Annotated in this window: 17 protein-coding genes; 16 read left to right on the top strand and 1 reads right to left on the bottom strand. The window is 48.2% G+C overall.

Annotated elements, in window-relative coordinates:
* Positions 1-2,547: an excinuclease ABC subunit A gene (locus C3V36_12900; GenBank protein AVM70062.1), complete on the top strand. Its 2,547-nt coding sequence runs from the start codon at positions 1-3 to the stop codon at positions 2,545-2,547.
* Positions 2,548-2,657: 110 nt separating this feature from the next.
* Here C3V36_12900 and C3V36_12895 read toward each other — a convergent pair whose 3' ends face one another.
* Complete coding sequence (locus tag C3V36_12895) at positions 2,658-3,881, bottom strand: hypothetical protein (GenBank protein ID AVM70061.1); 1,224 nt, start codon at positions 3,879-3,881, stop codon at positions 2,658-2,660.
* Positions 3,882-4,418: 537 nt separating this feature from the next.
* Here C3V36_12895 and C3V36_12890 point away from each other — a divergent pair.
* From C3V36_12890 to C3V36_12820, 15 genes are all read left to right on the top strand, one after another.
* Entirely contained in the window at positions 4,419-5,891 is a 1,473-nt protein-coding gene (locus tag C3V36_12890) for a glucuronide permease (GenBank protein AVM70060.1), read from the top strand.
* A 74-nt stretch (positions 5,892-5,965) separates the two neighbouring features.
* Positions 5,966-6,328 carry a TM2 domain-containing protein gene (locus C3V36_12885; protein AVM70059.1) on the top strand — a complete coding sequence of 121 codons (363 nt, stop codon included), beginning with the start codon at positions 5,966-5,968 and terminating at the stop codon, positions 6,326-6,328.
* Positions 6,329-6,473: 145 nt separating this feature from the next.
* A complete protein-coding gene (locus C3V36_12880; protein ID AVM70058.1) occupies positions 6,474-8,291 on the top strand; it encodes a beta-glucuronidase in 1,818 nt (605 codons plus the stop codon).
* Between the two features lie 453 nt (positions 8,292-8,744).
* Positions 8,745-9,227 (top strand): glutathione peroxidase, encoded by a 483-nt coding sequence (locus C3V36_12875; protein ID AVM70057.1) that lies wholly within the window; start codon positions 8,745-8,747, stop codon positions 9,225-9,227.
* 192 nt (positions 9,228-9,419) lie between these two features.
* Positions 9,420-10,079 (top strand): HAD family hydrolase, encoded by a 660-nt coding sequence (locus C3V36_12870; protein ID AVM70557.1) that lies wholly within the window; start codon positions 9,420-9,422, stop codon positions 10,077-10,079.
* A 232-nt stretch (positions 10,080-10,311) separates the two neighbouring features.
* Positions 10,312-11,709 carry a hypothetical protein gene (locus C3V36_12865; protein ID AVM70056.1) on the top strand — a complete coding sequence of 466 codons (1,398 nt, stop codon included), beginning with the start codon at positions 10,312-10,314 and terminating at the stop codon, positions 11,707-11,709.
* Between the two features lie 10 nt (positions 11,710-11,719).
* Positions 11,720-13,117, top strand: a complete 1,398-nt coding sequence (locus tag C3V36_12860) for a hypothetical protein (protein ID AVM70055.1) — start codon at positions 11,720-11,722, stop codon at positions 13,115-13,117.
* A complete protein-coding gene (locus C3V36_12855) occupies positions 13,080-13,844 on the top strand; it encodes a phosphorylase (protein AVM70054.1) in 765 nt (254 codons plus the stop codon). The genes C3V36_12860 and C3V36_12855 overlap by 38 nt, the downstream gene beginning before the upstream one ends.
* Positions 13,845-13,993: 149 nt before the next feature.
* The gene (locus tag C3V36_12850) at positions 13,994-14,824 is read left to right on the top strand and encodes a phosphoesterase (protein ID AVM70053.1); all 831 of its coding nucleotides are present in this window, start codon (positions 13,994-13,996) and stop codon (positions 14,822-14,824) included.
* Positions 14,825-15,325: 501 nt separating this feature from the next.
* On the top strand, positions 15,326-16,912 hold the full coding sequence (locus C3V36_12845) for a zinc ribbon domain-containing protein (GenBank protein AVM70052.1): 1,587 nt from the start codon (positions 15,326-15,328) through the stop codon (positions 16,910-16,912).
* A 291-nt stretch (positions 16,913-17,203) separates the two neighbouring features.
* A complete protein-coding gene (locus C3V36_12840) occupies positions 17,204-17,527 on the top strand; it encodes a rhodanese-like domain-containing protein (protein AVM70051.1) in 324 nt (107 codons plus the stop codon).
* Positions 17,528-17,630: 103 nt separating this feature from the next.
* The gene (locus tag C3V36_12835) at positions 17,631-18,251 is read left to right on the top strand and encodes a uridine kinase (GenBank protein AVM70050.1); all 621 of its coding nucleotides are present in this window, start codon (positions 17,631-17,633) and stop codon (positions 18,249-18,251) included.
* A gap of 7 nt (positions 18,252-18,258) precedes the next feature.
* Positions 18,259-19,251 carry a type 2 isopentenyl-diphosphate Delta-isomerase gene (locus C3V36_12830; GenBank protein ID AVM70049.1) on the top strand — a complete coding sequence of 331 codons (993 nt, stop codon included), beginning with the start codon at positions 18,259-18,261 and terminating at the stop codon, positions 19,249-19,251.
* A 250-nt stretch (positions 19,252-19,501) separates the two neighbouring features.
* On the top strand, positions 19,502-22,426 hold the full coding sequence (locus C3V36_12825) for a 2-hydroxyglutaryl-CoA dehydratase (GenBank protein ID AVM70556.1): 2,925 nt from the start codon (positions 19,502-19,504) through the stop codon (positions 22,424-22,426).
* Positions 22,423-23,706, top strand: coding sequence for a 2-hydroxyglutaryl-CoA dehydratase (locus C3V36_12820; protein AVM70048.1), 1,284 nt, complete (start codon positions 22,423-22,425; stop codon positions 23,704-23,706). Before C3V36_12825 ends, C3V36_12820 begins: the two co-directional genes overlap by 4 nt.
* Positions 23,707-23,993: the final 287 nt, after the last annotated feature.

Here is a 23,993-nt window from a genome sequence, read left to right as displayed (position 1 = left end):
ATGGGAGTAAATAAAAAAATGCCGCCGGCAAACATGGAAGTTCGCGGTGCGAAGGTTCATAATTTAAAAAACATAGATATTGATATCCCGCTTAATCAGATTGTCGGTATCGCCGGGGTATCAGGCTCAGGCAAATCCTCGCTGGCTTTAGGGGTTTTATATGCGGAGGGTTCAAGAAGATATTTGGAGTCGCTGTCCACTTACACCCGAAGGCGGATGACGCATGCGGAGCGAGCTGATGTGGAGGAAGTCCGGTATGTGCCGGCCGCATTGGCGCTCCATCAAAGGCCGGGAGTTCCGGGAATTCGCAGCACTTTCGGAACGATGACCGAACTGCTCAATAGTCTGCGCCTGATGTTTTCCCGGCTGGCCAGTCATCGCTGCCCCAATGGCCATTATGTCAAACCGTCTTTTGCAGTGGCCGCCATGCAGGAAATCACCTGCCCGGAATGCGGGGAAAAGTTTTACGGTCCGGGAGCCGAGGACTTGGCGTTCAACAGCCGAGGCGGCTGCACAGCCTGCGCCGGTACGGGTTATGTCAGAAAGGTAGATGAGTCCAAGTTGGTTCCGAATGAAGAACTGACGATTGACGAGGGAGCGGTCGTGGTCTGGGGAACTTTAATGTGGGCGCTGATGAAGGATGTTTGCCGGGAAATGGGGGTACGCACCAATATTCCGTTTAAAGACCTGACACCGGCCGAAAAGGAAATCGTTTATCATGGGCCGGCGGAAAAAAAGCATATTTTATATGTGAATCCTAAAACCAGTCAGGCTGCGGAGATGGACTTTACTTATTACAGCGCGGTATATACGGTTGAAAATGCCTTATCGAAAGTAAAAGACGATACGGGGATGAAACGAATTGAGAAGTTTTTAACCGAAGCGGTCTGCCCGGATTGTCATGGCACCAGATTGTCTGAGGCTTCCCGAGCGCCAAGGCTGCGCGGGATCGGTCTGGATGAGGCCACGGCGATGACCTTAAATGATTTGATCCCGTGGGTGCAGGGTTTGCCGAATACTGTGCCGGCGGAAATGCGGCTGATGGCCGAGAATATCTGCGAATCGTTTATGGATAATGCAGATAGATTGATAGAGCTGGGTTTGGGTTATTTGTCTTTAGACCGGGCGGCTGCCACTTTATCCACCGGTGAGCGGCAAAGAGTGCAGCTGGCCAGGGCGGTTCGAAACCGAACGACCGGCGTGCTGTATGTGCTGGATGAGCCGTCAATCGGGCTGCATCCGTACAATTTAAAAGGGCTGACCAAGGTGATGGACGATTTGACGGCGGACGGCAATTCGGTTGTGCTGGTCGATCATGATACGCAGGTGCTAGCGCATGCCGATTATATTGTGGAAATGGGCAAGGGAGCCGGAGCGGATGGCGGTACGGTCATTGCGACCGGTTCGGTTTCTGAAATAGAAGAGAATACGCAGTCTATCATCGGGCCATACTTAAGCCGGGAAAGGGAGTTTGAGAAAAACCGGCAGAACACCTCCAACAGAGGGGCGACAGGCCGGCAGGGCGAAGGGAACAGCACTGCCGGTACGGATATCTTTTCCATTGGCAAAATTCAGCTATCGACCGAAAGTATCCATACGGTGAAACCTTTGCAGGCGGATATTCCCAAAGGCAGGTTGACGGTCGTTACGGGTGTATCGGGTTCGGGCAAAACCACTTTGATTTTAGAAAGTCTGATTCCGGCGTTGGAAGCAAAAGCGGCCGGTGTGAAGCTGCCGCCTCATATTAAAACGATTAACCCGGCCGGGATTTACCAGGTTAAGCTGATTGACGCTACACCCATCGGCATAAACGTTCGTTCCACCGTTGCCACCTATGCCGGGGTTCATGATGAGCTTCGAAAGATATACGCCAAAACGGAGGAAGCGAAAGCCCAAAAGTATAAAGCCGGAGATTTCTCCTATAATACCGGTCAGCTCCGCTGCCCGACCTGTGACGGTACCGGGGAAATATCGCTTGATATCCAGTTCCTGCCGGATGTGGAAATGATTTGCCCGGATTGCCGAGGCTCTCGCTATGGGAAATTGGCCGGGAAAGTTCGGCGGCAGTTCGGGAGCGGTAAGCGCTACAGCCTGCCGGATTTGATGAGCATGAGCGTAGATGAGGTGCTTAAAGATTGTGAGGATTTGAAATTGGTGAGACAAAAGCTTCAGGTCTTACATGATTTGGGTCTTGGCTATCTTACGCTGGGCGAAAAAACGCCGGGGCTTTCCGGCGGAGAAGCGCAGCGGCTGAAGCTGGCTGCGGAGATGGGAAAAGGGCAGGAAGATTCGTTATTTGTCTTTGATGAGCCGACGATTGGCTTGCACCCAGAGGATGTAAAAGTATTGCTGGCGGTATTTGCCAATCTTATCCGGTTGGGGGCAACGGTGATTGTGATTGAACATGATTTGGACGTAATCAGAAGCGCCGATTATGTGATTGACCTCGGCCCCGGCGGGGGTGAGGCCGGCGGCCGGATTGTTGCGGCCGGAACGCCGGCCGATATTCGGAACAATCCGGACAGCCTGACCGGCCGGTTTTTATGACATACCGTTCAACTCAGCAGATAGCTCCGCTTGATAGGATATGTAAGTTTGCTTACATATCCTATCAAGCGGAGTCTTTTTTAACATCGCTATTTTGACAGCTGCACTGATTATGCCTTAATGCTTTTCCGGTATTGCCGGGGTGACTGGCCCTGCTTTCTTTTAAAAACGCGGGTAAAGTAATTGCCGTCTTCAAAGCCGCATTGGGAGGCAATGGTCTGGATCGGCAGCTGAGTTGTGTTCAGCAGATAAATGGCGTGAGTTATTCGGGTTTGCAGGATATAATCGGTCAGGGTCATATTCATTTCCTTGCGGAACAGGGCGGACAGGTAGCTGTCGCTGACTCCGCATTTTTCAGCCAGCACCGACAGGCTGAGCGCTTCTACATAGTGGAAATCAATATAATCAAGGCAGAAGCAAATAATCGGCGAATTTTTGCCGTGCGAATGATTCCGGACCAGCAGGCAGTATTTTCGGATCATATTGGTCGGCAGAGTATCCAGGGCGCTAAGGCTGGAGGCGGACTCAATCTGAACGGCCAGATCCCGGGACAGCGCATCAATATAAATCGGATGAACACAGGACTGCTGGACGGCCTTGCGCAAAAGAGTGTTTAAAATCAGGGTGGTATTTTTGGTATTGCGCACCGGGTCAGGGGTACGGGGCAGCATTTTATATTGCTTGATTTGACTGACGGCAGTCAGTGCCTTTTCTACATTGCCGGCTGCCACTGCCCGCAGCAGCAGCTCTTCGGCTTGGTAACGGGCTTCAATTGTGCTTCGCGAAAGCTGAATTTGTTCCGGAGAAATATGCTCGGCCACCGCCTGCTTCGCATCAGTATCATTATATAAAATGCTCTTGGTATGGAAGTTGGCACCGCCCATCAGCAGTGAACTGAAAATGGCCAAAACAGCGCTCCAATTATCAAAGGACGACCAAACCGGCAGGCCGCTGTAAAAGTCAATCAGCTTTTGATAAAGGTCAGGATGGAGCCGTTTTTCTTCCGCTACTTTTTGAAACTCGCCTTTGGTGATGTTGTGAAACCGAACCGGTCCGATAAAGAGGTACTGTCCGGCGTATTCCTCAGCGGTCTGGGGAATTGCCAAAATCGAATAAGAAAAGCGAAAATCATCTTCGATATGATGCAGCGTGCCGGCTTCCAGTTGAGCCGATAATTGTTTTAAATAAGCGGAATAATCAAAGTTTCGAAACAGCTGCTGCCGCAGATTATAATCAATCCGGCCGGATAGCTCCGGCAGTTCGCTGACTAAGAGCACCTGTGCACCCTGCGCCGGAAAGAGTGTTTTCATCAGTTCCAAAATATCAACCTGCATTTTGCATATCTCCTCGTATAATAAGTTTGTAGCCAATAAAAATCAGGTTACAAACTTTTCTTTTTGCGTATAGGTGTATGGATATTCTTATCTGTCTTTTTCATAAGTGGGGGAAAGCTAAGCTTATACACTCAACTTTCCCCTGATTGAAGTGCTGCGCACTTTTGCCGGGACGGGCGTTCTGCATGGACTCTATGCTCGGCTGACGGTATCGCAATTTGCCTAAAAAGGCTGTTCTAGTTTTGCAGAACATGGAAAAGTTGAGTTATAAATGAAAAATCAGTATAATTTTATTAAAAATCAGTATAAATTTTATACTAAAATTATCATATCACAAAAAAGTGCGATTATCAATAAAAATAGTACTGGAATAAATAGTAAAAAATAGGTATAGTAAAAAAGTTGAGTCATTTATTCATTCAAATTTTCCTTGTTTGGCAGGCTGACCGCGCGGTCGTGCAGGCAGCAGGATTTTTAACGGGGGAAAGTTGAACTGCTTACTTTCGGCCCAGCCGAAGCAAAAAAGGAGGAAAAAAGATGAGCACACCAGCAGCTGCCGGAATTCACCGGGCGAAGCTATGGCAGATTGGCGGATTTGCCTTAAATAATACCGCCACCAACCTGTATTTATTTTTTATGAACTTTATTGCTTACTATTTAACCGGCTATGTCGGAGTAGGAGTGGTACTGGCTTCGACCTTGATTACCACCATGCGGATATGGGACGGCGTGACGGATCCCTTTATCGGTTATTTGGTGGATAAAACCAATGGCAGATTTGGTAAAAACCGGCCGTTTATCGTGATTGGTAATGTGATTCTGGCAACAACCAGCCTGATTATGGTTACGGTTACCCATCGGCTGCCGGAGGGCGGAAGATTTATCTTTTTTGTGATTGTCTATATGGTGTATATCATTGGCTATACTTTTCAATGTGTAGTCACTAAATCCGCTCAATCCTGTATGACCAATGATCCGAAGCAGCGGCCGCTGTTTTCGATTTTTGACGGAATTTATAATACGATTTTATTTTCCTTGCTGCCGATTTTGATTTCCGGCGTCTTGGTGCCTAAGTTCGGCGGATTTAACGATCAGTTTTTCATGACTTTTTGGTTGATCACCGCTCCGATTTCCGCGGTGTTTACGGTTATCGCCATTTTTTCCATCGCAGCCAAAGACCGGAGTGAATACTTCGGCACCGGCAAAGTGGTTAAAGTTGGTTTCAAAGATTATTGGGACGTTTTAAAGCATAACCGGGCAATTCAAATGCTGGTGGTGTCGGCCAGTACCGACAAACTGGCGCTGACTACGCAGGCGAACGCCACGGTCGGTGTTATTATTTACGCCATTATTTGCGGAAATTATAAGTTAAGCGGTATGGTTGCCGCCTATACCACCATTCCGACTATGCTCTTTTTATTCTTTGGGGTGGGATTCATTGCGACCCGGCTCGGGCAGAGAAAAGCGATGTTGTTTGGTACTTACGGCGCTTTGACCTGCTGCGTGCTGCTGATTGTTTTATTTTATACCGGTAATCCGACGACGTTATCGCTCCCGGGTGCTGAAAACTTTACCGGCTGGACTTTCTTTACGATTGCTTTTATGGTTTTAAACTTGGGCTTAAAAGGTTTTACCGGAGTATCGGGCAATATCGTTATTCCGATGACTGCCGACTGTGCCGATTATGAGGTATACCGGAGCGGCCGCTATGTGCCGGGCTTAATGGGAACTTTATTCAGTTCGGTGGATAAGATTGTGTCCTCGCTGGGCACCACGATTATTGGGCTTTTGTGTGCGATGGTCGGCTTCAGTGAGCAGCTTCCGACCGTTGATACTCCGCTGACGGATGGACTCAAGTTTGTCGGTGTATTTAGTATGTTTGGTTTGTTAATTATCGGTCTGCTGTGTAATGTGGTGGCGATGAAATATTATCCTTTGACCAAGGAAAAAATGGAAGAAATTCAAAGCGAGATTGCGGCTATTAAGCAAAAAGCCATGCAGGAGGCATAAGAAGCGGCGACAGCCGTAAATGAGGGAAAACTGCGGATAGCCGCAGGCCGAAAAAGAAAACGAAAGGGCAGACGATGAAAAACGAAAAGCAGACGGAAATTGATGCCAGACAGTGGCTGGAGCTGGAAGAAGAATTGGTTGCACTGAAAAAGCAGCAGGGGACTCTTAAACCCAGTCTTTTTACGCGGGTGGGTGATGCGATTGCAGATTATAAGGAAAAAAAGAAAGCAATAGTCAACCGCCGCAAATATATTCGTTTGGCCTTAACTTGCGGTTGGCTTTGCGGAGCACATCGGTTTTATGCCAGGCATTACATCACCGGCGCTTTGTATTTGCTCTTTTGCTGGACGGGAATCCCCTTGGCGATGACTTTGATTGATTTGATGATTGCGCTGCCTAAAGCAGCCGACGCCCGGGGAAATATAGAAATGCAGTGACAGGAGTGTTCAGGATAGGAATGAGCAGGTATTTTGGGGAGAAAGAAACAGATTATAAATGCTGCCGGCTGGATTGCCGAGGTGTTAGCGGAGCAATTTCGGACCATCAGCAGCAAATAGTTATGAGATAAAAAAGGAGGTAGCAATGTTATATCCGGTATTAACAGAAGGACGAGGATTGATTGATTTAAGCGGTTTATGGAGCTTTAAGCTGGATAATGGCAATGGCTTTGCCGAAAAATGGCAGGAAAAGCCTTTAACGGATGCTCTCACTATGCCGGTTCCGGCTTCTTATAATGATATTAAGGAAGGTGTGGATTTTCGGGATCATTATGGTTGGGTCTTTTATCAAAGACCGCTGCATGTGCCCGCGTATTTGCTGGAGCAAAGAGTGATGCTGCGGCTGGATGCGGTGACGCATATTGCTAAGGTTTATTTAAACGGCGAGCTGATTTGCGAGCATAAGGGCGGCTTTCTGCCCTTTGAAGTGGAGGTCGGGTCACTGTTAAAAGCCGGCGGCAATCTTTTGACGGTGGCGGTGGACAATCGGATTGACCATTCCACTTTACCGGTAGGCAGTGAGGGAACGGGCAATATCTTATCGACCGGCTTTTTCCCCTATACGCCGTCAAAGAAGAGGAATAATCCTAACTTTGACTTCTTTAATTATTGCGGTATTACCCGTCCGGTTAAGCTCTATACCACGCCGAAAGATGCATATATTAAAGATGTTGCTTTAGTCAGCCGGCTGGCGGACGGACAGGCGCTGATTGATTATGCGGTTGAGGTCGAAGGCGCAGCTGAAGCAGCGGTCGAAGTCCGCACCCGGCAGGGTGAACTGGTGGCGCAGGCAAAAGGATTACAGGGAACCTTAACGATTCAGGAGCCCCAGTTGTGGCAGCCGTTAAAGCCGTATCTTTATGAAGTAACGGTTTCTTACGGCGCGGATCAGTATGTTTTGCCGTATGGGGTTCGGACGGTGGAAGTCCGGGGCGGAAAGTTCTTGATTAACGGACAGCCCTTTTACTTTAAGGGCTATGGCAAACATGAAGACACTTTCCCGGCCGGCCGGGGCCTGAACCTGCCGATGAACAGCAAAGATATCAGCCTGATTAAATGGCAGGGGGCCAATAGTTTCCGGACCAGTCATTATCCGTACAGTGAGGAAATGATGCGGCTGTGTGATGAGGAAGGCATTGTAGTGATTGATGAAACACCGGCGGTTGGTGTGCATCTGGGCTTTGGCGGCGGCGCGGCGTTTAAGGACGGAAAGAAGGTATTGACTTTTGACCCGATTGCAGAAGGCGGAATCCGGACACAGGAGCATCACAAGGAGGTGGTTCGGGATATGATTGCCCGGGACAAGAACTATGCCTGTGTCGTGATGTGGAGCATTGCCAATGAAGCCGATTCGGGCGGCAAAGGAGCGTATGAGTATTTTAAGCCATTGTATGACCTAGCTCGCGAAAAAGACCCGCAAAAACGGCCGTGTACCATCGTCAGCGTGCAGATGGCCAATTATCAGGAAGACTGCACCTTGCGCTTAAGTGACGTTTTTTGTCTGAATCGGTATTACGGCTGGTATGCGGCCGGGGGCGATTTGGCGGCTGCGGAGCAGCTTTGCCGCGAGGAACTGAGCTTTTGGAATAAGCAGGGCAAGCCCTTTATGTATACGGAATACGGTGCCGATACGGTCATGGGACTGCATGATACGACCGAGGTGATGTTTACCGAGGAATATCAGGTGGAATATTACAAGATCAATCACCGGGTGGTGGATGAGCTGGAAAACTTTGTCGGCGAGCAGGTTTGGAACTTTGCCGATTTTGCTACCAGTCAGGGACTGCTCCGGGTACAGGGCAATAAAAAGGGCGTCTTTACCAGAGACCGCAAACCCAAATTGGCCGCGCATTATTTAAGAGAGCGCTGGACGAATATTCCGGACTTCGGGTATAAGAAGTAAAAAATTAGGTTTTTTGGGGAAATAATGGATAGGAGAAAAGGAAAAATACCGGCAGTCAAGGTTTAGCGGCTGTTTGGGAAAAACTTTTCTCCTTTTTTATTTATCATTCGACGAATTACGAGGAGTTTGCCTGAACAGTAACGGTTTTGAGCGCAATTAAAGCGTTAAAAGCTTGCTGCCGGCAGCCGCTAAGCCGGAAAATGGATTTTTCTTGCTTTTTTGCGGCAAAACGATTATACTGAATTCAACTTTTTTGCGGTTGTCACCGGTTACTTAGCGGCAGGCAAAAATCAGTAAAAATGTCAGAAAATGGAAAGAGATATACTCGCATTTTAAGCATAACAAAGTTAGGGCAGGATGTGCGCCCGCACAGAAACGCGAAGCGTTTCGACAGGGCAGAACGTGCGGCAAGCGTAAAGGATGGAAAAGAGCAAAAGGAGTTTCAAAAAAGTAATGAATATTTATGATTTTACAGTTAAGGACATGAGTGGACAGGAAGTGAGTTTATCGGCATATCGGGGCAAGGTGCTGCTGATTGTCAATACCGCTACCCGCTGCGGCTTTACGCCGCAGTATCAAGGCTTACAGGCATTGTATGAAAAGTACCGGTCGGCCGGATTTGAGATTTTGGACTTTCCCTGCAATCAATTCGGTGGGCAGGCGCCGGAGGGCGAGGCAGAAATCAAGAGTTTTTGCCAGCTTAATTATCAGGTTAGTTTTCCGCAGTTTGCCAAGATTTGCGTTAACGGCAAAAATACCGAGCCGCTGTATGAGTATCTGAAAAAAGAAAAGAGCGGACTTTTAGGCGGCGCCATCAAGTGGAACTTTACCAAGTTTTTAATTGATCAAAGCGGCGCGGTGGTAGCCAGATACGCGCCGGCTGATAAGCCGGAAGATATTGAGCAGGCGATTGAAGCACTTTTGCGGCAGGCGTAAAAGCGGGTGGAATAATTTTTCTGGGAATACGCAGAAAGGCGAAGTGTTTCGACAGGGCAGGCTGTGCGCCCGCACAGAAACGCGAAGCGTTTCGACAGGGAAAAACGGAGTTTTGAGGATTGATATAGGAAAAGGAGTGAGAACTTGAAGATTACTACGATTTTATTTGATTTGGACGGAACCCTCTTGCCAATGGATCAGGACAGGTTTACTGAGGCTTATTTTAAGATGTTGACCAAAAAACTGCTGCCGCATGGCTATGAGCCGAAAAAGCTGATTGACAGTATTTGGGTGGGAACGGCGGCCATGGTTAGAAATACCGGTCAGCAAACGAATGAGGAAGCTTTCTGGAAGAAGTTTACGGAGTTAAACGGTGAGCAGGTTTTGGCGGATAAATCGTTGTTTGAAGAGTTTTATCAAAAGGATTTCCAACAGGTTAAGGATTTTTGCGGCTACAATCCAAAAGCAGCGCAAATGGTGGCAGCCTTAAAGCAGAGGGGCTTTCGGCTGGCACTGGCCACCAATCCGATTTTTCCGGCGGTGGCGACCGAAAGCCGGATCGGCTGGGCGGGACTCGCGCCGGAGGACTTTGAATGGTACACGACATATGAAAACTCCTCTTACTGCAAGCCGAATCCGGATTATTACCGGGCGCTTTTGGAAAAGCTAAAGGTTCAGCCGGAAGAGTGTTTGATGGTCGGCAATGATGCCAGTGAGGATGCAGCAGCGCTGAAAGTGGGAATGTCTTTCTTTTTATTGACGGACTGCCTGATTAATAAGGAAAATAAAGATATTTCGGAGTATCCGCAGGGGGATTTTGATAAACTGCTGGAGTTTGTGAACGAGTTGTAAAATAAGGGGTAACGCAATTTTCCTATTATTCCTGCCCGAGTGGACGGCCTACCTAAAAAAGAGGGTTTTATCGGACATGGGAAAGTTGAGATATTGACTTAGCTATTTGCAGAGCGCCTTATTTAGGGTCGCAAAAAGGGCTTGTCTTTTTGTTGGCTTCTGCTTGGCAGGAGAGGTTGTGTATTTGTCAGGAAATACGCGGCTTTCGGCAGGGAAGTTGAAGGAGTAAGAAATGGTTTTTTCAGGAATTGTATTTTTAGGTTTATTTTTGCCGGCGGTATTGATTTTATACTTTGGCTTGCCGTTTCGCCGGTGGCGGAATTATGTGCTGCTGGCAGCGTCTTTGCTCTTTTATGCCTGGGGCGAGCCGCTGTGGGTGCTGGCAATGATTTTTACCTCGGCGGTCGATTTTGTGAGCGGCCGGTGGATCAGTCGATTGGAAGGATCCAAGTACCGGCGGCTGCCGCTGATTCTTTCAATTGTTTTGGATTTGGGAATCCTGATGATCTTTAAATACTCCGGCTTTCTGTCGCGGGAAGTTTTTAGTTGGACCGGCATTCTGCTGCCGGCCTGGAACCGGCCGATGCCGATTGGGATTTCCTTTTATACGTTCCAGTCGCTGTCATATACTTTGGATGTGTACCGCGGCCAAACCAAGGTGCAGAAAAACTTTTTTTACTATTTAATGTATGTGTCCATGTTCCCGCAGCTGGTGGCCGGGCCGATTGTCCGCTATGCCGATATCGCCGCTCAGATTGAAAACCGTCAGGAAAGTGAGGCAGGTTTTTATCAGGGGGCGCTTCGCTTTTGCGTGGGTTTAGGCAAAAAAGTTATTTTGGCCAATAACGCCGGCAAAGCGGCAGCCGCTTTGCTGACTCCGGCCATGACTTCCGGAATCGAGATTCCGGTACTGAACGCTTGGCTGGGCGCAGCTTTTTATACCTTTCAAATTTATTATGATTTTGCCGGATATTCGGATATGGCGATTGGTCTGGGCAAGATTTTTGGCTTTGACTATAAGGAAAACTTTAATTATCCCTATATTGCCCGTTCTGTAACCGATTTTTGGCGGCGCTGGCATATTTCGCTCAGTAGCTTTTTTCGGGACTATGTGTATATTCCGTTGGGCGGTAACCGCCGGGCGCTTTACCGGAATATTTTTGTGGTTTGGCTGCTGACCGGACTATGGCACGGAGCCAGCTGGAACTTTATCCTGTGGGGACTGTATTACGGAGTCTTATTGATTCTGGAAAAGACGTTGTGGGGGAAATACTTGGAACGCAGCAAATGGCTGGGACATATGCTGACGGTTCTGCTGTTTGTTTACGGTTGGGTGATTTTTTACTGTACCGATTTGGAGTTTTTGCTGACAGTCAGCCGGTCGCTGATTGGTTTTGGCGGGAGATGGCTGGATTTAACCGGAAAGACATGGTTTTTATCGAATATATGGATTTTACCGGTTTATCTGATTGGAGCGACGCCCTATCCGAAGCGGTTGGCGGAGCGGATTTTTCAAACCGAGCGGGCCAGGGATTTGGCAGGCAGCGTATTTGTGCTGGTGGTGTTTACGGTTTCGGTTATTTTACTGATCGGTCAGACTTATAATCCGTTTTTATATTTTCGGTTTTAAGGGAGGAGATATGAAAAAGCTGACAGTTCTTGTTTTTTTGGTTTTATTGTGCGGTTGTGCCGTTTTGACGGCAGCCACTTTTCGCAGTCAGGCGTTGATTTCGGAAAAAGAAAATCGGAGTTTGCAGGCGTTTCCGGTTTTAAACCGGCAAACGTATTTAAACGGCACTTTTTTTAAAGATCTGGAAGCTTATATCTATGACCATGTGCCGCTGCGCGAGCGGGTTTTGGAATATACGGCGCTGTATGATAAAATAAAAGGAATTGAGCCGGAGATTATGGCGCTGGAAAAGGGAAATAGCATGAATTTGGTTAATCCGGATGGCAATACAAAAGCACCGAAGCCGGAGAAAGAGAAAAAGCCGGAGCCGGAGGAAAAGAAAGAACCGGGCCAAGAAGAAACGCCCTCTTTACCGCTGAAACCGGGGCAGAAGGCGGAAACGGATTTTTCACAGTATAAAACGCAGACGCAAAACATTTCTATTATGGCGGTGAAAGATACTTTGCTGCAGCTTTTTCATTTTCACGAGGAAAATGTCAGCGCTTATGCCAAAGCGCTCAATACCTTTGCTGCCAAAATGCCGGAAAATGTGCGGATGTATTCTTTGCTGGCGCCGACGCAGGTGGGGCTGACCGGAGAGGAATATAAAGATTTCAGCGATCCGCAGGATAAGGCGATAGAGTATATTTATTCGCTGCTAAACCCTCGGTATGAAACGATTGAGGCGTTCGCACCGTTGTTTGCGCACCGGCAGGAGTATCTTTATTTTCGATCCGATCATCACTGGACGCAGCTGGGCGCATATTACGCGGCGCAGGCGTTTGCCCGGCAGGCGGGGCTGGCGATGCCGGATATTGCCGATTGTGAAAGGCATTCGTTGGAAAACTTTTTAGGCTATTTATACAGCAATAATCAAGTCAGCAAGGTGGGTCAGCATCCCGACCGGATTGATTATTATATTTATCAGGGTAAAAATCCGGAAATAGAATGCTTTTTCTATGATGAAACCGAAACTTTGAACTCTTATATGCAGACGGTGTTCAGCTTGTCGGCAGTGGCGAATGGCACAAATTACGGAATCTTTTTAAGCGGTGATTATCCGCGGCTGGTTTATAAAAACCCGGAGTCAGCTGGTGGTCGGGTTTTAATGGTGGTGAAGGATTCTTACGCCAACGCATTCGTGCCGTGGCTGATTCATTCCTTTCAAAAGATTATTGTGATTGACCCCAGAACCTGCAAGGACAATATTTATGACCTTGTGGTCAAGGAGCAGGTCACGGATTTTGTGGTGCTTGATTATATCATGGCCGCCGATTTGGAGAGCTTTATCGGAATGATGCAGGAACTGGCGGAGGGAAGGAGGAGTTCTTATGTTAATCAAAAACGAAATCCCGATTTTGGAGTATGATACTTCGCAGCAGTCGGTTATTATGCCCGACCATGAGGGTCTGACCGGGAATCTTCCAAAAAAGGCGGTCTTTGCTTTTTTAAATGAAGTTTTTTATGACTTTATGGAAAGGCATGGAGCCGAACAAATTTCTATATTTAAAAGTATGACCAAAGATTTGCCGGTTTATCGGCTGAACTGGCGGGGCGAGGAGCTTTGTTTTTGTCAGGCGCCGGTGGGATCGGCACTGTCGGCCTGCGTGCTGGACTTTTTGTATGCTTATGGGGTGGAAGAGGTGATCGCGGTCGGCAGCTGTGGTACGCTGACGGATTTGCCGGAAAATGAATTGCTGATTCCCGAGGAAGCGCTGCGGGATGAAGGGGCATCCTATCATTATTTACCGGCGGCCCGGACGGTAGTTTTAAACCGGGAAATGATAAATAAAATGGAACGGGAGCTGACCAGGCAGGGCTGCCGGTACGAGCGGGTGAAAACCTGGACGACGGATGCTTTTTACAGGGAAACAAAAGATTTAGTGGCGTACCGAATCAGTGAGGGCTGCCGGGTGGTGGAAATGGAATGTGCGGCGCTGGCGGCGGTAGCGGAGTTTCGGGGCAAACGTTTTGGCCAGATTTTATTTACGGCCGATAGCTTAGCTGATGTGGAAAATCATGATATGCGCAGGTTTGGCAAGGATTCCCATGAGATTGTGCTGCGGCTGGCAATTGAGGTGCTGCGGGGCGAGTAAACTAGGGTTATGGGTCTGTGCGGAAAGAGAAGCGTTTCGGCTGGGAAAGCTAAGGCGGTCGTATAGTACCGAAAAATTCCGGCAAGGCGGATTTTAATGTCGGACGGGATTTTTGAAAGATAGAGCAGAAAACAGATTTAGGAGCAAAAATGATTCAGAGAAAGCGAAAAAAGATATATTGGCTGGCGGGACTTGTGGCTTTGCTGGCACTGGGCGCGGCGGCTTTTGATGTGCGGATGAAGACGGTGTACTATAAGCTGTCGACCGACAAAGTGACGCAGCCGGTCACCATCGGCTTTGTGGCTGACCTGCACAGCTGTGATTACGGAGAAAAGCAGGAGCGGCTGACGGCGGCAATTGCCGCTACTAAGCCCGACGTGCTTTTGCTGGGCGGCGATATTATTGACGATGAACTGCCGGAAGAAAAAGCCAAGGAGTTTTTAGAGTGGGCCGGCAGCCATTATCCGACTTATTATGTGACCGGCAATCATGAATACTGGACGGATGAAATCGACCGACTGCGGCAGATGGTACGCAGCTATGGCATTACGGTCTTAGAGGGCGATACCGACTTACTGGCGGTCAATGGACAAAGCATTCAAATTGCCGGCATTAACGACCGGGAAGCGCCATCCGGCGAATGGGAAAAGGAACTGGCCCGTTGTGGTAAGAATAGAGATAAGGACAAGTTTTCGGTGCTTTTAACGCACCGGCCGGAGGAGATTACAAAGTATTTGGTCTATGGCTTTGATTTGGTTTTGGCAGGACACGCCCACGGCGGTCAATGGCGGGTGCCGGGCCTGATTAACGGTGTTTTCGCGCCGAATCAGGGGATTTTTCCCCGCTATGCCGGCGGGCGCTATGATTTTGCCGGTGCGGCGATGATTGTCAGCCGGGGACTGGCGCGGGAATCAACCCGGGTGCCCCGCATTTTTAACCGACCGGAATATGTGGTGGTTGAGGTGGAGCCGGAAAAATGAGCATCCCTATGAAAGTAAAAGCTAAACATCTCCTTGCGTGCAAGCACGGCAGAGGAAAAGGAGCTTTTGAAAAAAATCCGACGTGCACGCCGAACCCTGCGGCTTCGGCGTCATAGGGAATCATCCCTATGAAAGTAAAAGCTAAACATCTCCTTTCCATGCAAGCATGGGCGGAGGAAAAGGAGCTTTCGAAAAAAATCCGACGTGCACGCCGAAACCTGCGGCTTCGGCGTCGTAGGGAATCATCCCTATGAAATAAAAATCAAGCACCTCTTTTCGTGCAAGCACGGCAGAGGTGCTTGATTTTTATTTCGCACGTCGGATTTTTTTTCGAATACTGGTCTTTTGACCAATGGACTTTTTCGGGGATGAGGGTTAAAATGGAGTCAAATAAGAGATAAGCTTTATGGGCTATATAAAAAATGAGGGAGAAAGCAAGCAGTCGTTTAAACAAACGGCTGTTTGTTTTTGGCGCGGTCGAGTCTTTCAGGAGAAGAGAAAATGATTGAAAAAAATGCAAAAACGGTTGCAAAAACTGGAGTTTATAACAAAAAGAAGTTTATCATTCCGCTTATTATTTACGCGATCGGTTTTATCATCTGTTTTATTTTTGCCCAATTATCAGAGGAGATCAATGCCGGGGCGGTGGTAGGATATATCGTGATCAGTGCCGGAACCATCCTGTTTTTTAGCGCTTGGGTAAAGGAAAAATATCGATTAGGCAGAAAAATAGGCTTTCCGCTGAGCCTCATTTTTCCGTCGTATCCTGTGGTAGAAGATTATGATGAATTGACGCGGAGCATGAGTTCATTTAAGACAGCTTATAGTGAATTTATGAATAATGAAGATAGAAATAAAGACAACAGTACGCTGCAAAATCATGCGACCCAGTTACTATGGCATTGTATCCACCTGCAAAAAAGGCGTTTGGAAAAGCTGGGTATCCAAATAGATTTGCAGTCCAGCAGACGTTCTTATTCAAAGGGCTCTAATGGCGTCAGGGCGGCGACTTACTTTGACGGCAGATATGATGTTACGGATGTCTACGAAGAAATTTATGCTATCAGGACTTACCGGCAGGGCGACCGGACCATAAAACAGCTATATGATAAGGAAGTCGCCCGGTATACGTTTTTGTCCGCTAAAAATGTCGGCGCAGATCAGGTGGTATGTCCCAATTGCGGCAGTGTGTCATCAAGAAGCAATTTGATTGACGGCTGTGATTTTTGCGGCACCAAATTTACGATTGAAGATTTAAGCGGGAGAGTAGCCAATTTTGGATTCCGCCGTGATTTTGAGGTAAAAGAGGAGAAACGACAGGCGATAAGAAAACTAATTTACCCATGGATTTGCTTGGGGGTAATGATGCCGCTCATCAATATAGGATTTTTTATGCCCTTTTTTTATCGCAAGGACTTGAATGTTTTTGTGCAGTTTTTGGCCGGATTAGTAAGCGCGTTTATGCTCGGCGCCGGTGGATTTTTGATGGCTACCCTTGCCATGCTTTTCCTTGTGCCGCTTGCTTTTGTCTTTAGTGCGGTGCTGGAAGAATTGGATTTAAATCAAAAATTGGTGTATCGTTCCCGCAAAGAATGGGACCGGGAAATCAAATGGGCAGAAAAAGTACGGAAACAGGATCCCTTGTTTTCAATTCAAAGCTTTTTTGGCGGGCTTGAAAATAAAATATACGCCATCCATTTTGCAAATACCAAAAATGAGGTTAATGCCTTTTCAAATTGCGATCTGTCCGAACATTTGCAAAATTATCAGGGAGTCGTTGATATTGAAACGCTGTCTTTGATGCTGAGTGCATACCAAATAAAAGAAGGCGTGCAAACCGCGATTGTGGGCGCCATTTTGCTGCTTAGGGAATTCAAAAACAATAAGATTGAAACCAGAAAAGAACTGGTGAGAATGTACCTTGAAAAAAAGGAAGACTGCAAAACGCAGGCAGTCTGTGCTCCGTCTATCCTCAGATGCAGCAAATGCGGAAGCAGTTTGTCGCTGTTAGAAGGTAAAATTTGCCGGTATTGCGGAAACGAACTGGATATGAAAGAGCATGATTGGGTGATTACCAAATATTTTTAAAAACAGACGCACGAGGCTGCTGCCGAAGATTGTTTAAAGAGTAAAGCAAAAGAGGCTGTCTTAAAAGGATGCAAAGTCATTTTAAGGCAGCCTTTTGATGTGCGGCCGGGTAAGGCCGATTAACAGGAAGTCGCTGTCTGCCGGTGAGAGAGGATATTGTGCTGATATTTTTGCAATATTTTGACTTGAGGAGGGTTAAAATATATGATAAGATGAGAGTGACAGATTAGGCAGAGCAGAAAAGACCGGCCGCCGCGGAGGCGGGGAAAGAGGGCCGGCAAGGAGGAAAAAATGTTTCGTTTTTTTAAAAAAGAGAAGAAATATGAGGAGATTAATGTCAACGAACTGGATGATTTGATTGGCCGGATTGAGCTGATTGATGTGCGCGAAGGCAATGAATTTGAGGCTGGCAGTTTGAAAACGGCGCAAAATATTCCGATGCTGGTGTTGCTGCAAACGCCGGATAAGTTTTTAACTAAGGACAAGACCTATTATATTCTCTGCCAGTCGGGGATGAGAAGCAAGATGGCGGTTAAGACACTGGCAGGACAGGGCTACCGGGTGGTCAATGTGGTCGGCGGGATGAAGAATTATCAGGGGAAAAATAAAAAATAATTGCAGTTCAGGCAGGCTTTAACAGGGAAATCAAAGACAGCAGTGATAAAGTCAGGAGCGGTCAGTAAAAACTTGGTTTTGAAAGCGGCAGGGAAAGGAAGAAATGAAAAAAACGATTATTGTAGGGGTGGCTGGCGGCTCTGCCTCGGGGAAAACGACCGTAGTTTCGGAAATTATGAGAAGATTCGGCGAACAGGTTGAGGTGGTGAGTCATGATTATTATTACAACGATCAGGCAGAAATGCCGATGGAAGAGCGTTATCGTCAAAATTATGACCATCCCGATGCTTATGAAACCAAACGGCTGGTTGAGGATATCCGGCGGCTGAAAGAGGGGCAGGCAATTTACCGTCCGACTTATGATTATACCCAGTATACCAGAGGGAAAGAAAAGGTTTTGGTTGAGCCCAAGCGGGTGGTTATTGTCGAGGGGATTTTAATCTTAGAAGATAAAGCGCTGCGGGAGTTGATGGATATTAAGATTTATGTTGATACCGATTCCGACGAGCGGCTGATGCGCCGCCTGACCAGAGACATGGCTGAGCGGGGACGGACAGTTGAGTCGGTGCTGGAACAGTACCGCAAAACGGTTAAGCCGATGCATGAGCAGTACGTGGAGCCGTCGAAAAAGTATGCCGATATTATTTTGCCCAGAGGCGGTGAAAATAAAATCGGGATTGAAATTATTTTAAGGCATTTAAAGAGCTATATTCAGGCGGAATAGAGGAGAAATGGAAAAAACGGCGCAAAGAAAAGACGAGCATTTACAATATGCCCTGCAGTTTCACAATCAGCAAAACCCGGAATGGGATTCGATTTCTCTGCCGCTGCGTTCCCTGCCGGAATTAAATCTGGATGAGATCAGCCTGCACACGGAAATTATGGGATTTTCCCTGAACTATCCTTTTTATATCAATGCCATGACGGGCGGCAGCCGGCAGGCGGAGGAATGGAACCGAAACCTGGCGATTTTGGCCAGAGAATGCGGCTTGATGCTGGTAATGGGCTCTTACGGCATTGCCCTGCGCCGGCCGGAAGCAAAGCGGTCGTTTGCCGTGATTCGCCGGGAAGCGCCGGACATTTGTCTGGGTGTTAATCTGGGGGCGGATAAAACTCCGGCTGAGGCCTGGCAGGCGCTTGAGGAGACGGCGGCCGATTTTTTACAGATTCATATCAACCCTTTGCAGGAGTTAATCATGCCGGAGGGCGAAAGAAACTTCCGGGGCTGGCTCGGTCATATTGAGGAAATTGTGCGAAAAAGTCCGGTGCCGGTGATGGTGAAGCAGGTCGGCTTCGGTATGAGCCGGGATGATATCGCGGGGCTTTTGGCGGCCGGAGTAAGAACAATTGATATCAGCGGCCGGGGCGGTACGAACTTTGCCAAGATTGAAAATGTCCGCCGGGACAAACCCTTTGCCGAATTAGAGAATTTGGGCATTTCGACGGTCGAATCCTTAAAAAACAGTCGGGATTTTCAGGGGCAGGCGGAGTTTTTAGCTTCCGGCGGGATTAAAAATGCGCTCCATATTGCCAAGGCCTTAGCACTGGGCGCCAAGGCGGCCGGGCTGGCCGGGCAGATTTTGTATTTGCTGAAAGAAAAAGGCCTGACGGAAACCATTGCCGAGGTTGAACACTGGAAAGAGGAATTAAAGCGGCTGTATTTGCTGTGCGGCGTAAAAAACACCGCCGGCCTGAACCGGCTGGCGGCGGGGGAAAAAGAGTAACAGGGTCTTTCCGGCCATGTGAAATTTATCACGTAAATATAGAGACAAATACCAGTTGACAATTTCTGCGTTTAGTGATATTTTCAGTCAAAGAAGTTCGTGCTTGGCGGCAGATATATTTTTCTTTGCCCAAAACTTTGCTTTTTATGCGAAGTTGCGGCGGACTCTTAACTTAGGCGGATAAAATCAAATGACCGCAGCCAAACGGCAGTGCCGGAGGACGGTCATTGTGCAGAAAGGACCTTTGTTTATGCGGGTAGGACTGGATATTGGCTCTACGACTTTAAAATGCGTTGTCTTAGACAACGATAACAATATAGTATACACTCATTATGAGCGTCATTTATCGCAAATTGCCGCTAAGACGGCAGCGCTGATTGAGCAGATTATGGAGCGCTTTCCGGGGATCGGGGAATGTCCGGTTTGCATTTCCGGCTCAGCCGGAATGGGACTGGCTGAGGATCTGGGCGTGTCTTTCGTGCAGGAAGTTTATGCCAGCCGCTTAGCGGTGAAAGCACTTTATCCTGATACGGATGTAGTCATTGAATTGGGCGGTGAAGACGCTAAAATTTTATTTTTAACCGGGGCACTGGAGGTTCGGATGAACGGCAGCTGCGCCGGCGGGACCGGGGCGTTTATTGACCAGATGGCAACCCTGCTGGGCGTAACGGCGGAAGAAATGAATAGCCTGGCGGCCGGCAGTGAAAAGTTTTATACGATTGCCTCCCGCTGCGGAGTCTTTGCCAAAAGCGATATTCAGGCGCTGCTCAATCAGGGGGCGTTGCCGCAGGATATCGCTCATTCTATTTTTCATGCCGTTGTCAGCCAGACGATTGCGGGGCTGGCGCAGGGGCGGGAAATCAGCGGTAAAATCCTGTATCTGGGTGGGCCGATGACTTTTTTTTCGGGCTTACGAGCGGCGTTTGACGATGCCTTAAAGCTGCAAGGTATCTGTCCGGACAACTCTCTTTATTATGTTGCTTACGGTGCGGCCCGCTATCCTGAAAGCCATGCCGTGGATTTGTCTTTTCTGGCCCACTCAGCCCGTGCCTATCTTTCCAAAAATGATTATAAGAAGTGCAAAGCCTTATTTGAAAGTGAAGCCCAGTATGCTGACTTTAAACGGCGCCACCAGCGAAAGGATATTTCGACGGATGCGCAGCCGGGCGCTGATAATAAGCTGTGGCTGGGAGTGGATGCCGGTTCAACGACGGTTAAGTTTGTCGCTTTAAATCGGAAAAATGAGATTGTATTCACGCGCTATGTGTCAAACAAGGACAATCCGGTTTCTATCGTCCGCGGCTTTTTAACCGAACTGTATGAGCGCTATCCCGGGATCCGGATTGGCGGGGCGGCTGCGACCGGCTATGGCGAGGATATTATTAAAAATGCCTTTTCCTTTGATCTGGGTGTGGTGGAAACGATTGCTCATTTTACGGCGGCGTATGCCTTTGACCCGGAGGTTGATTTTATCATTGATATCGGCGGTCAGGATATTAAGTGCTTTAAGATCCGAAACGGAGCGATTGATAATATTTTTTTAAACGAAGCCTGTTCGTCCGGCTGCGGTTCCTTTTTACAGTCCTTTGCGGCTACACTCGGCTATGACAGTGCGGATTTTGCGGCGCTGGGCTTATTTGCAGATGCGCCGGTTGACTTGGGCAGCCGCTGCACCGTGTTTATGAACTCTTCGGTTAAGCAGGCCCAAAAAGACGGGGCGGCGCTGGCCTCCATTTCTTCGGGGCTGTCGATCAGTGTGGTGAAAAATGCTTTGTATAAAGTGATTCGAGCAGCGACACCGGACAGTCTGGGCCGGCATATCGTGGTTCAGGGCGGCACGTTTATGAGCGATGCGGTGCTGCGCAGCTTTGAGCTGGAGATCGGGCGGGAAGTGACCCGGCCCAATATTGCCGGTTTAATGGGGGCGTACGGAGCGGCGCTGTATGTCAAAAATATGGATTATGAGAACAGTACGGTTCTGACACCGGAGAAACTGGCGGAGTTTGAACATACCATTAAACGGACAACCTGCAAGGGCTGTGCCAATTACTGCCAGCTGACGGTCAATCGTTTCGGCACCGGCCGGCGCTATATTTCCGGCAACCGCTGCGAGCTGCCTTTAACCGGCAAATCACCGCAAAAGCGGCTGAATATTTATGATTATAAAAAGGAATTGTTGGCGGCATATCAGCCGGTGTCCGGACGGCGGGGGCGGATTGGCATGCCGCTGGCGCTGAATGTTTATGAAATGCTGCCGTTTTGGCATACCTTTTTTACTGCACTCGGCTTTGAACTGCACACGACGGAGGAAGCCGACCGCAAACTCTATATCCGGGGCCAGCATACGATTCCGTCCGATACGGTTTGTTATCCGGCGAAACTGGTGCACGGACATATCGAGGAGTTGTTGGATAAAAAATTGGATGCGATTTTTTATCCCTGCCTGTCGTATAATTTTGACGAGGGGATTAGTGACAACTGCTATAACTGTCCGGTAGTGGCCTATTATCCGGAGGTTATCCAAAAAAATGTAAAACGCCTGGCCGATACTGCTTTTATCAGCGATTATATCGGCATCCATCGGCCCAAAGATTTTCCGAAGAAAATGCAGGAGATTTTAGCCAAGTATTTTCCTAAGATTTCACTGCGGGAAATTCAGGAGGCGGCCCGGCAGGCCTATGCCGAAAATGACGCCTATAGGCAAAGAATTATGCAAAAGGGGCAGGAAATCATGGCTCAGGCCAAAGCGCAGGGATTGTCTTTGATCGTACTGGCCGGCCGGCCCTATCATATGGACCGGGAGATCAATCACGGAATTGATGATTTGATTTGCGACTGCGGCGCGGCGGTGATCAGCGAGGACTGTTTGGCGGCCGAGTTTGGCAAAGTGAATACCTTGGTCATTAATCAATGGACTTATCACGCCAGGATGTATGCGGCGGCCAAATATATCGCTGAAAGCAAAGACCCGGATATTAATCTGGTTCAGTTAGTCAGCTTTGGCTGCGGCGTTGACGCTATTACAACGGATGAAATCCGGGAGATTTTGGAAGACAGCGGCCGGATTTACACCCAGCTGAAAATTGATGAAATTGCCAATTTGGGAGCAGTCAAAATCCGAATGCGCAGCTTATTTGCCGCAATTGAACAAAAAAAGAGAGAGGATAAGCGATGAGAGAACGAAGCTGGCAGGAATTTACCGCGGAAATGAAAGCAACGCATACCATATTGATTCCCAATATGGCGTCGATTCATTTTGAAATATTAAAAAATATTTTTTTATATCATGGTTATAAGGTTGAGCTGCTGACCACGACCGATCAGCGGATTGTCGAGGAGGGGCTGCGCTATGTCCATAACGACACCTGCTATCCGGCACTTTTGTGCATCGGTCAAATCATGGATGCGTTGCACAGCGGCAAATATGATCTGAGTAAGACGGCACTGATTTTGTCCCAGACGGGCGGCGGCTGCCGGGCGTCCAATTATATTCACCTGTTGCGCAAAGCCTTAAAAACCGACGGACTGGGGCATATTCCGGTGATCTCTTTTTCAACTTCGGGGCTGGAAAAGCATAGCGGCTTTCAGCTGTCGCTGGCAATGGTGCATCATCTGCTGGTTGGTGTGGTCTACGGCGACCTGTTGATGCTGCTGTCCAATCAAACCCGGCCTTATGAAATCACGGCGGGGGAAACGGATCGTTTGGTCGAAAACTGGACGCGGCGGCTGGCGAAGCTGATGGCGCAAAAAAAAGCATTTTCCCGTATCGGGATCAAGCGCTATCTGAATGAGATTGCAGATGATTTTGCGGCGATTGCCCTGGAAAAGAGGGACAAGACGAAGGTGGGCATTGTCGGCGAGATCTATGTTAAATATTCGCCCTTAGCCAATAATCATTTGGAAAAGTTCTTGGCTGAGCATGACTGCGAGGTCAATGTTCCGGGAATTTTAGGTTTTGTCCTTTACTGTGCCAAAAATAATGTCATTGATATCAAGCTTTACGGTGGCCATCTACTGAACCGGATCGTGCATCATCTGATTTTCCGCTATGTGGAGGGCTATGAAAAACTGCTGATTCAAGCAGTCGGGAGACATAGTAAGTTTTTGGCGCCCTGGCCGCACCAAAGGCTTTTTCAGGAGGGCACCAAGGTGGTCGGCGAGGGTTGTAAAATGGGCGAAGGATGGCTTTTGACGGCGGAGATGGTCGAACTGATCCATCATGGTTTTTCCAATATCGTCTGTACCCAGCCCTTTGGCTGTCTGCCCAATCATATTGTCGGCAAGGGCATGATCCGCAATTTGCGGGAGAGCTTTAACGCCAATATTGTGGCGATTGACTACGACCCCGGTGCGACGCACGTTAATCAGGAAAACCGGCTGAAGCTGATGCTGGCGGTAGCCAAGGAAGGCAAGCTGAAAGAAAGAACGGCTTCGCTGGCAGAGATGGCAGATTGATTGGACGGCGGATCGGGATTTTGTCAGCAATAAATAAGCCGGCAATATAACGAAGAAAAAAAGGAAATCATCATATTAAGAAGTCCTTTATAATAGGAAGAAAAATTTCCGTTCAGGCAACACACTCGCAATTTGCCGAAATGACTTTCGCCAAATTGCTCATATATAAATCGCTTGCCTGAACTGTGGACAAAAAATACTTGACAGCGGGGCTGTTATGAGTTATGATACATGAAATAAATAAGCAGCGCCGAGGATAAAGAAGGAGTACGAGCCGTGTGTTTGCG

This window comes from Lachnospiraceae bacterium oral taxon 500 (genome assembly GCA_002999035.1).
Lineage (GTDB): Bacteria > Bacillota > Clostridia > Lachnospirales > Vallitaleaceae > W11650.
The sequence above is the reverse complement of the archived record's forward strand: the minus strand, read 5'-3'. Positions and strand labels throughout refer to the sequence as shown.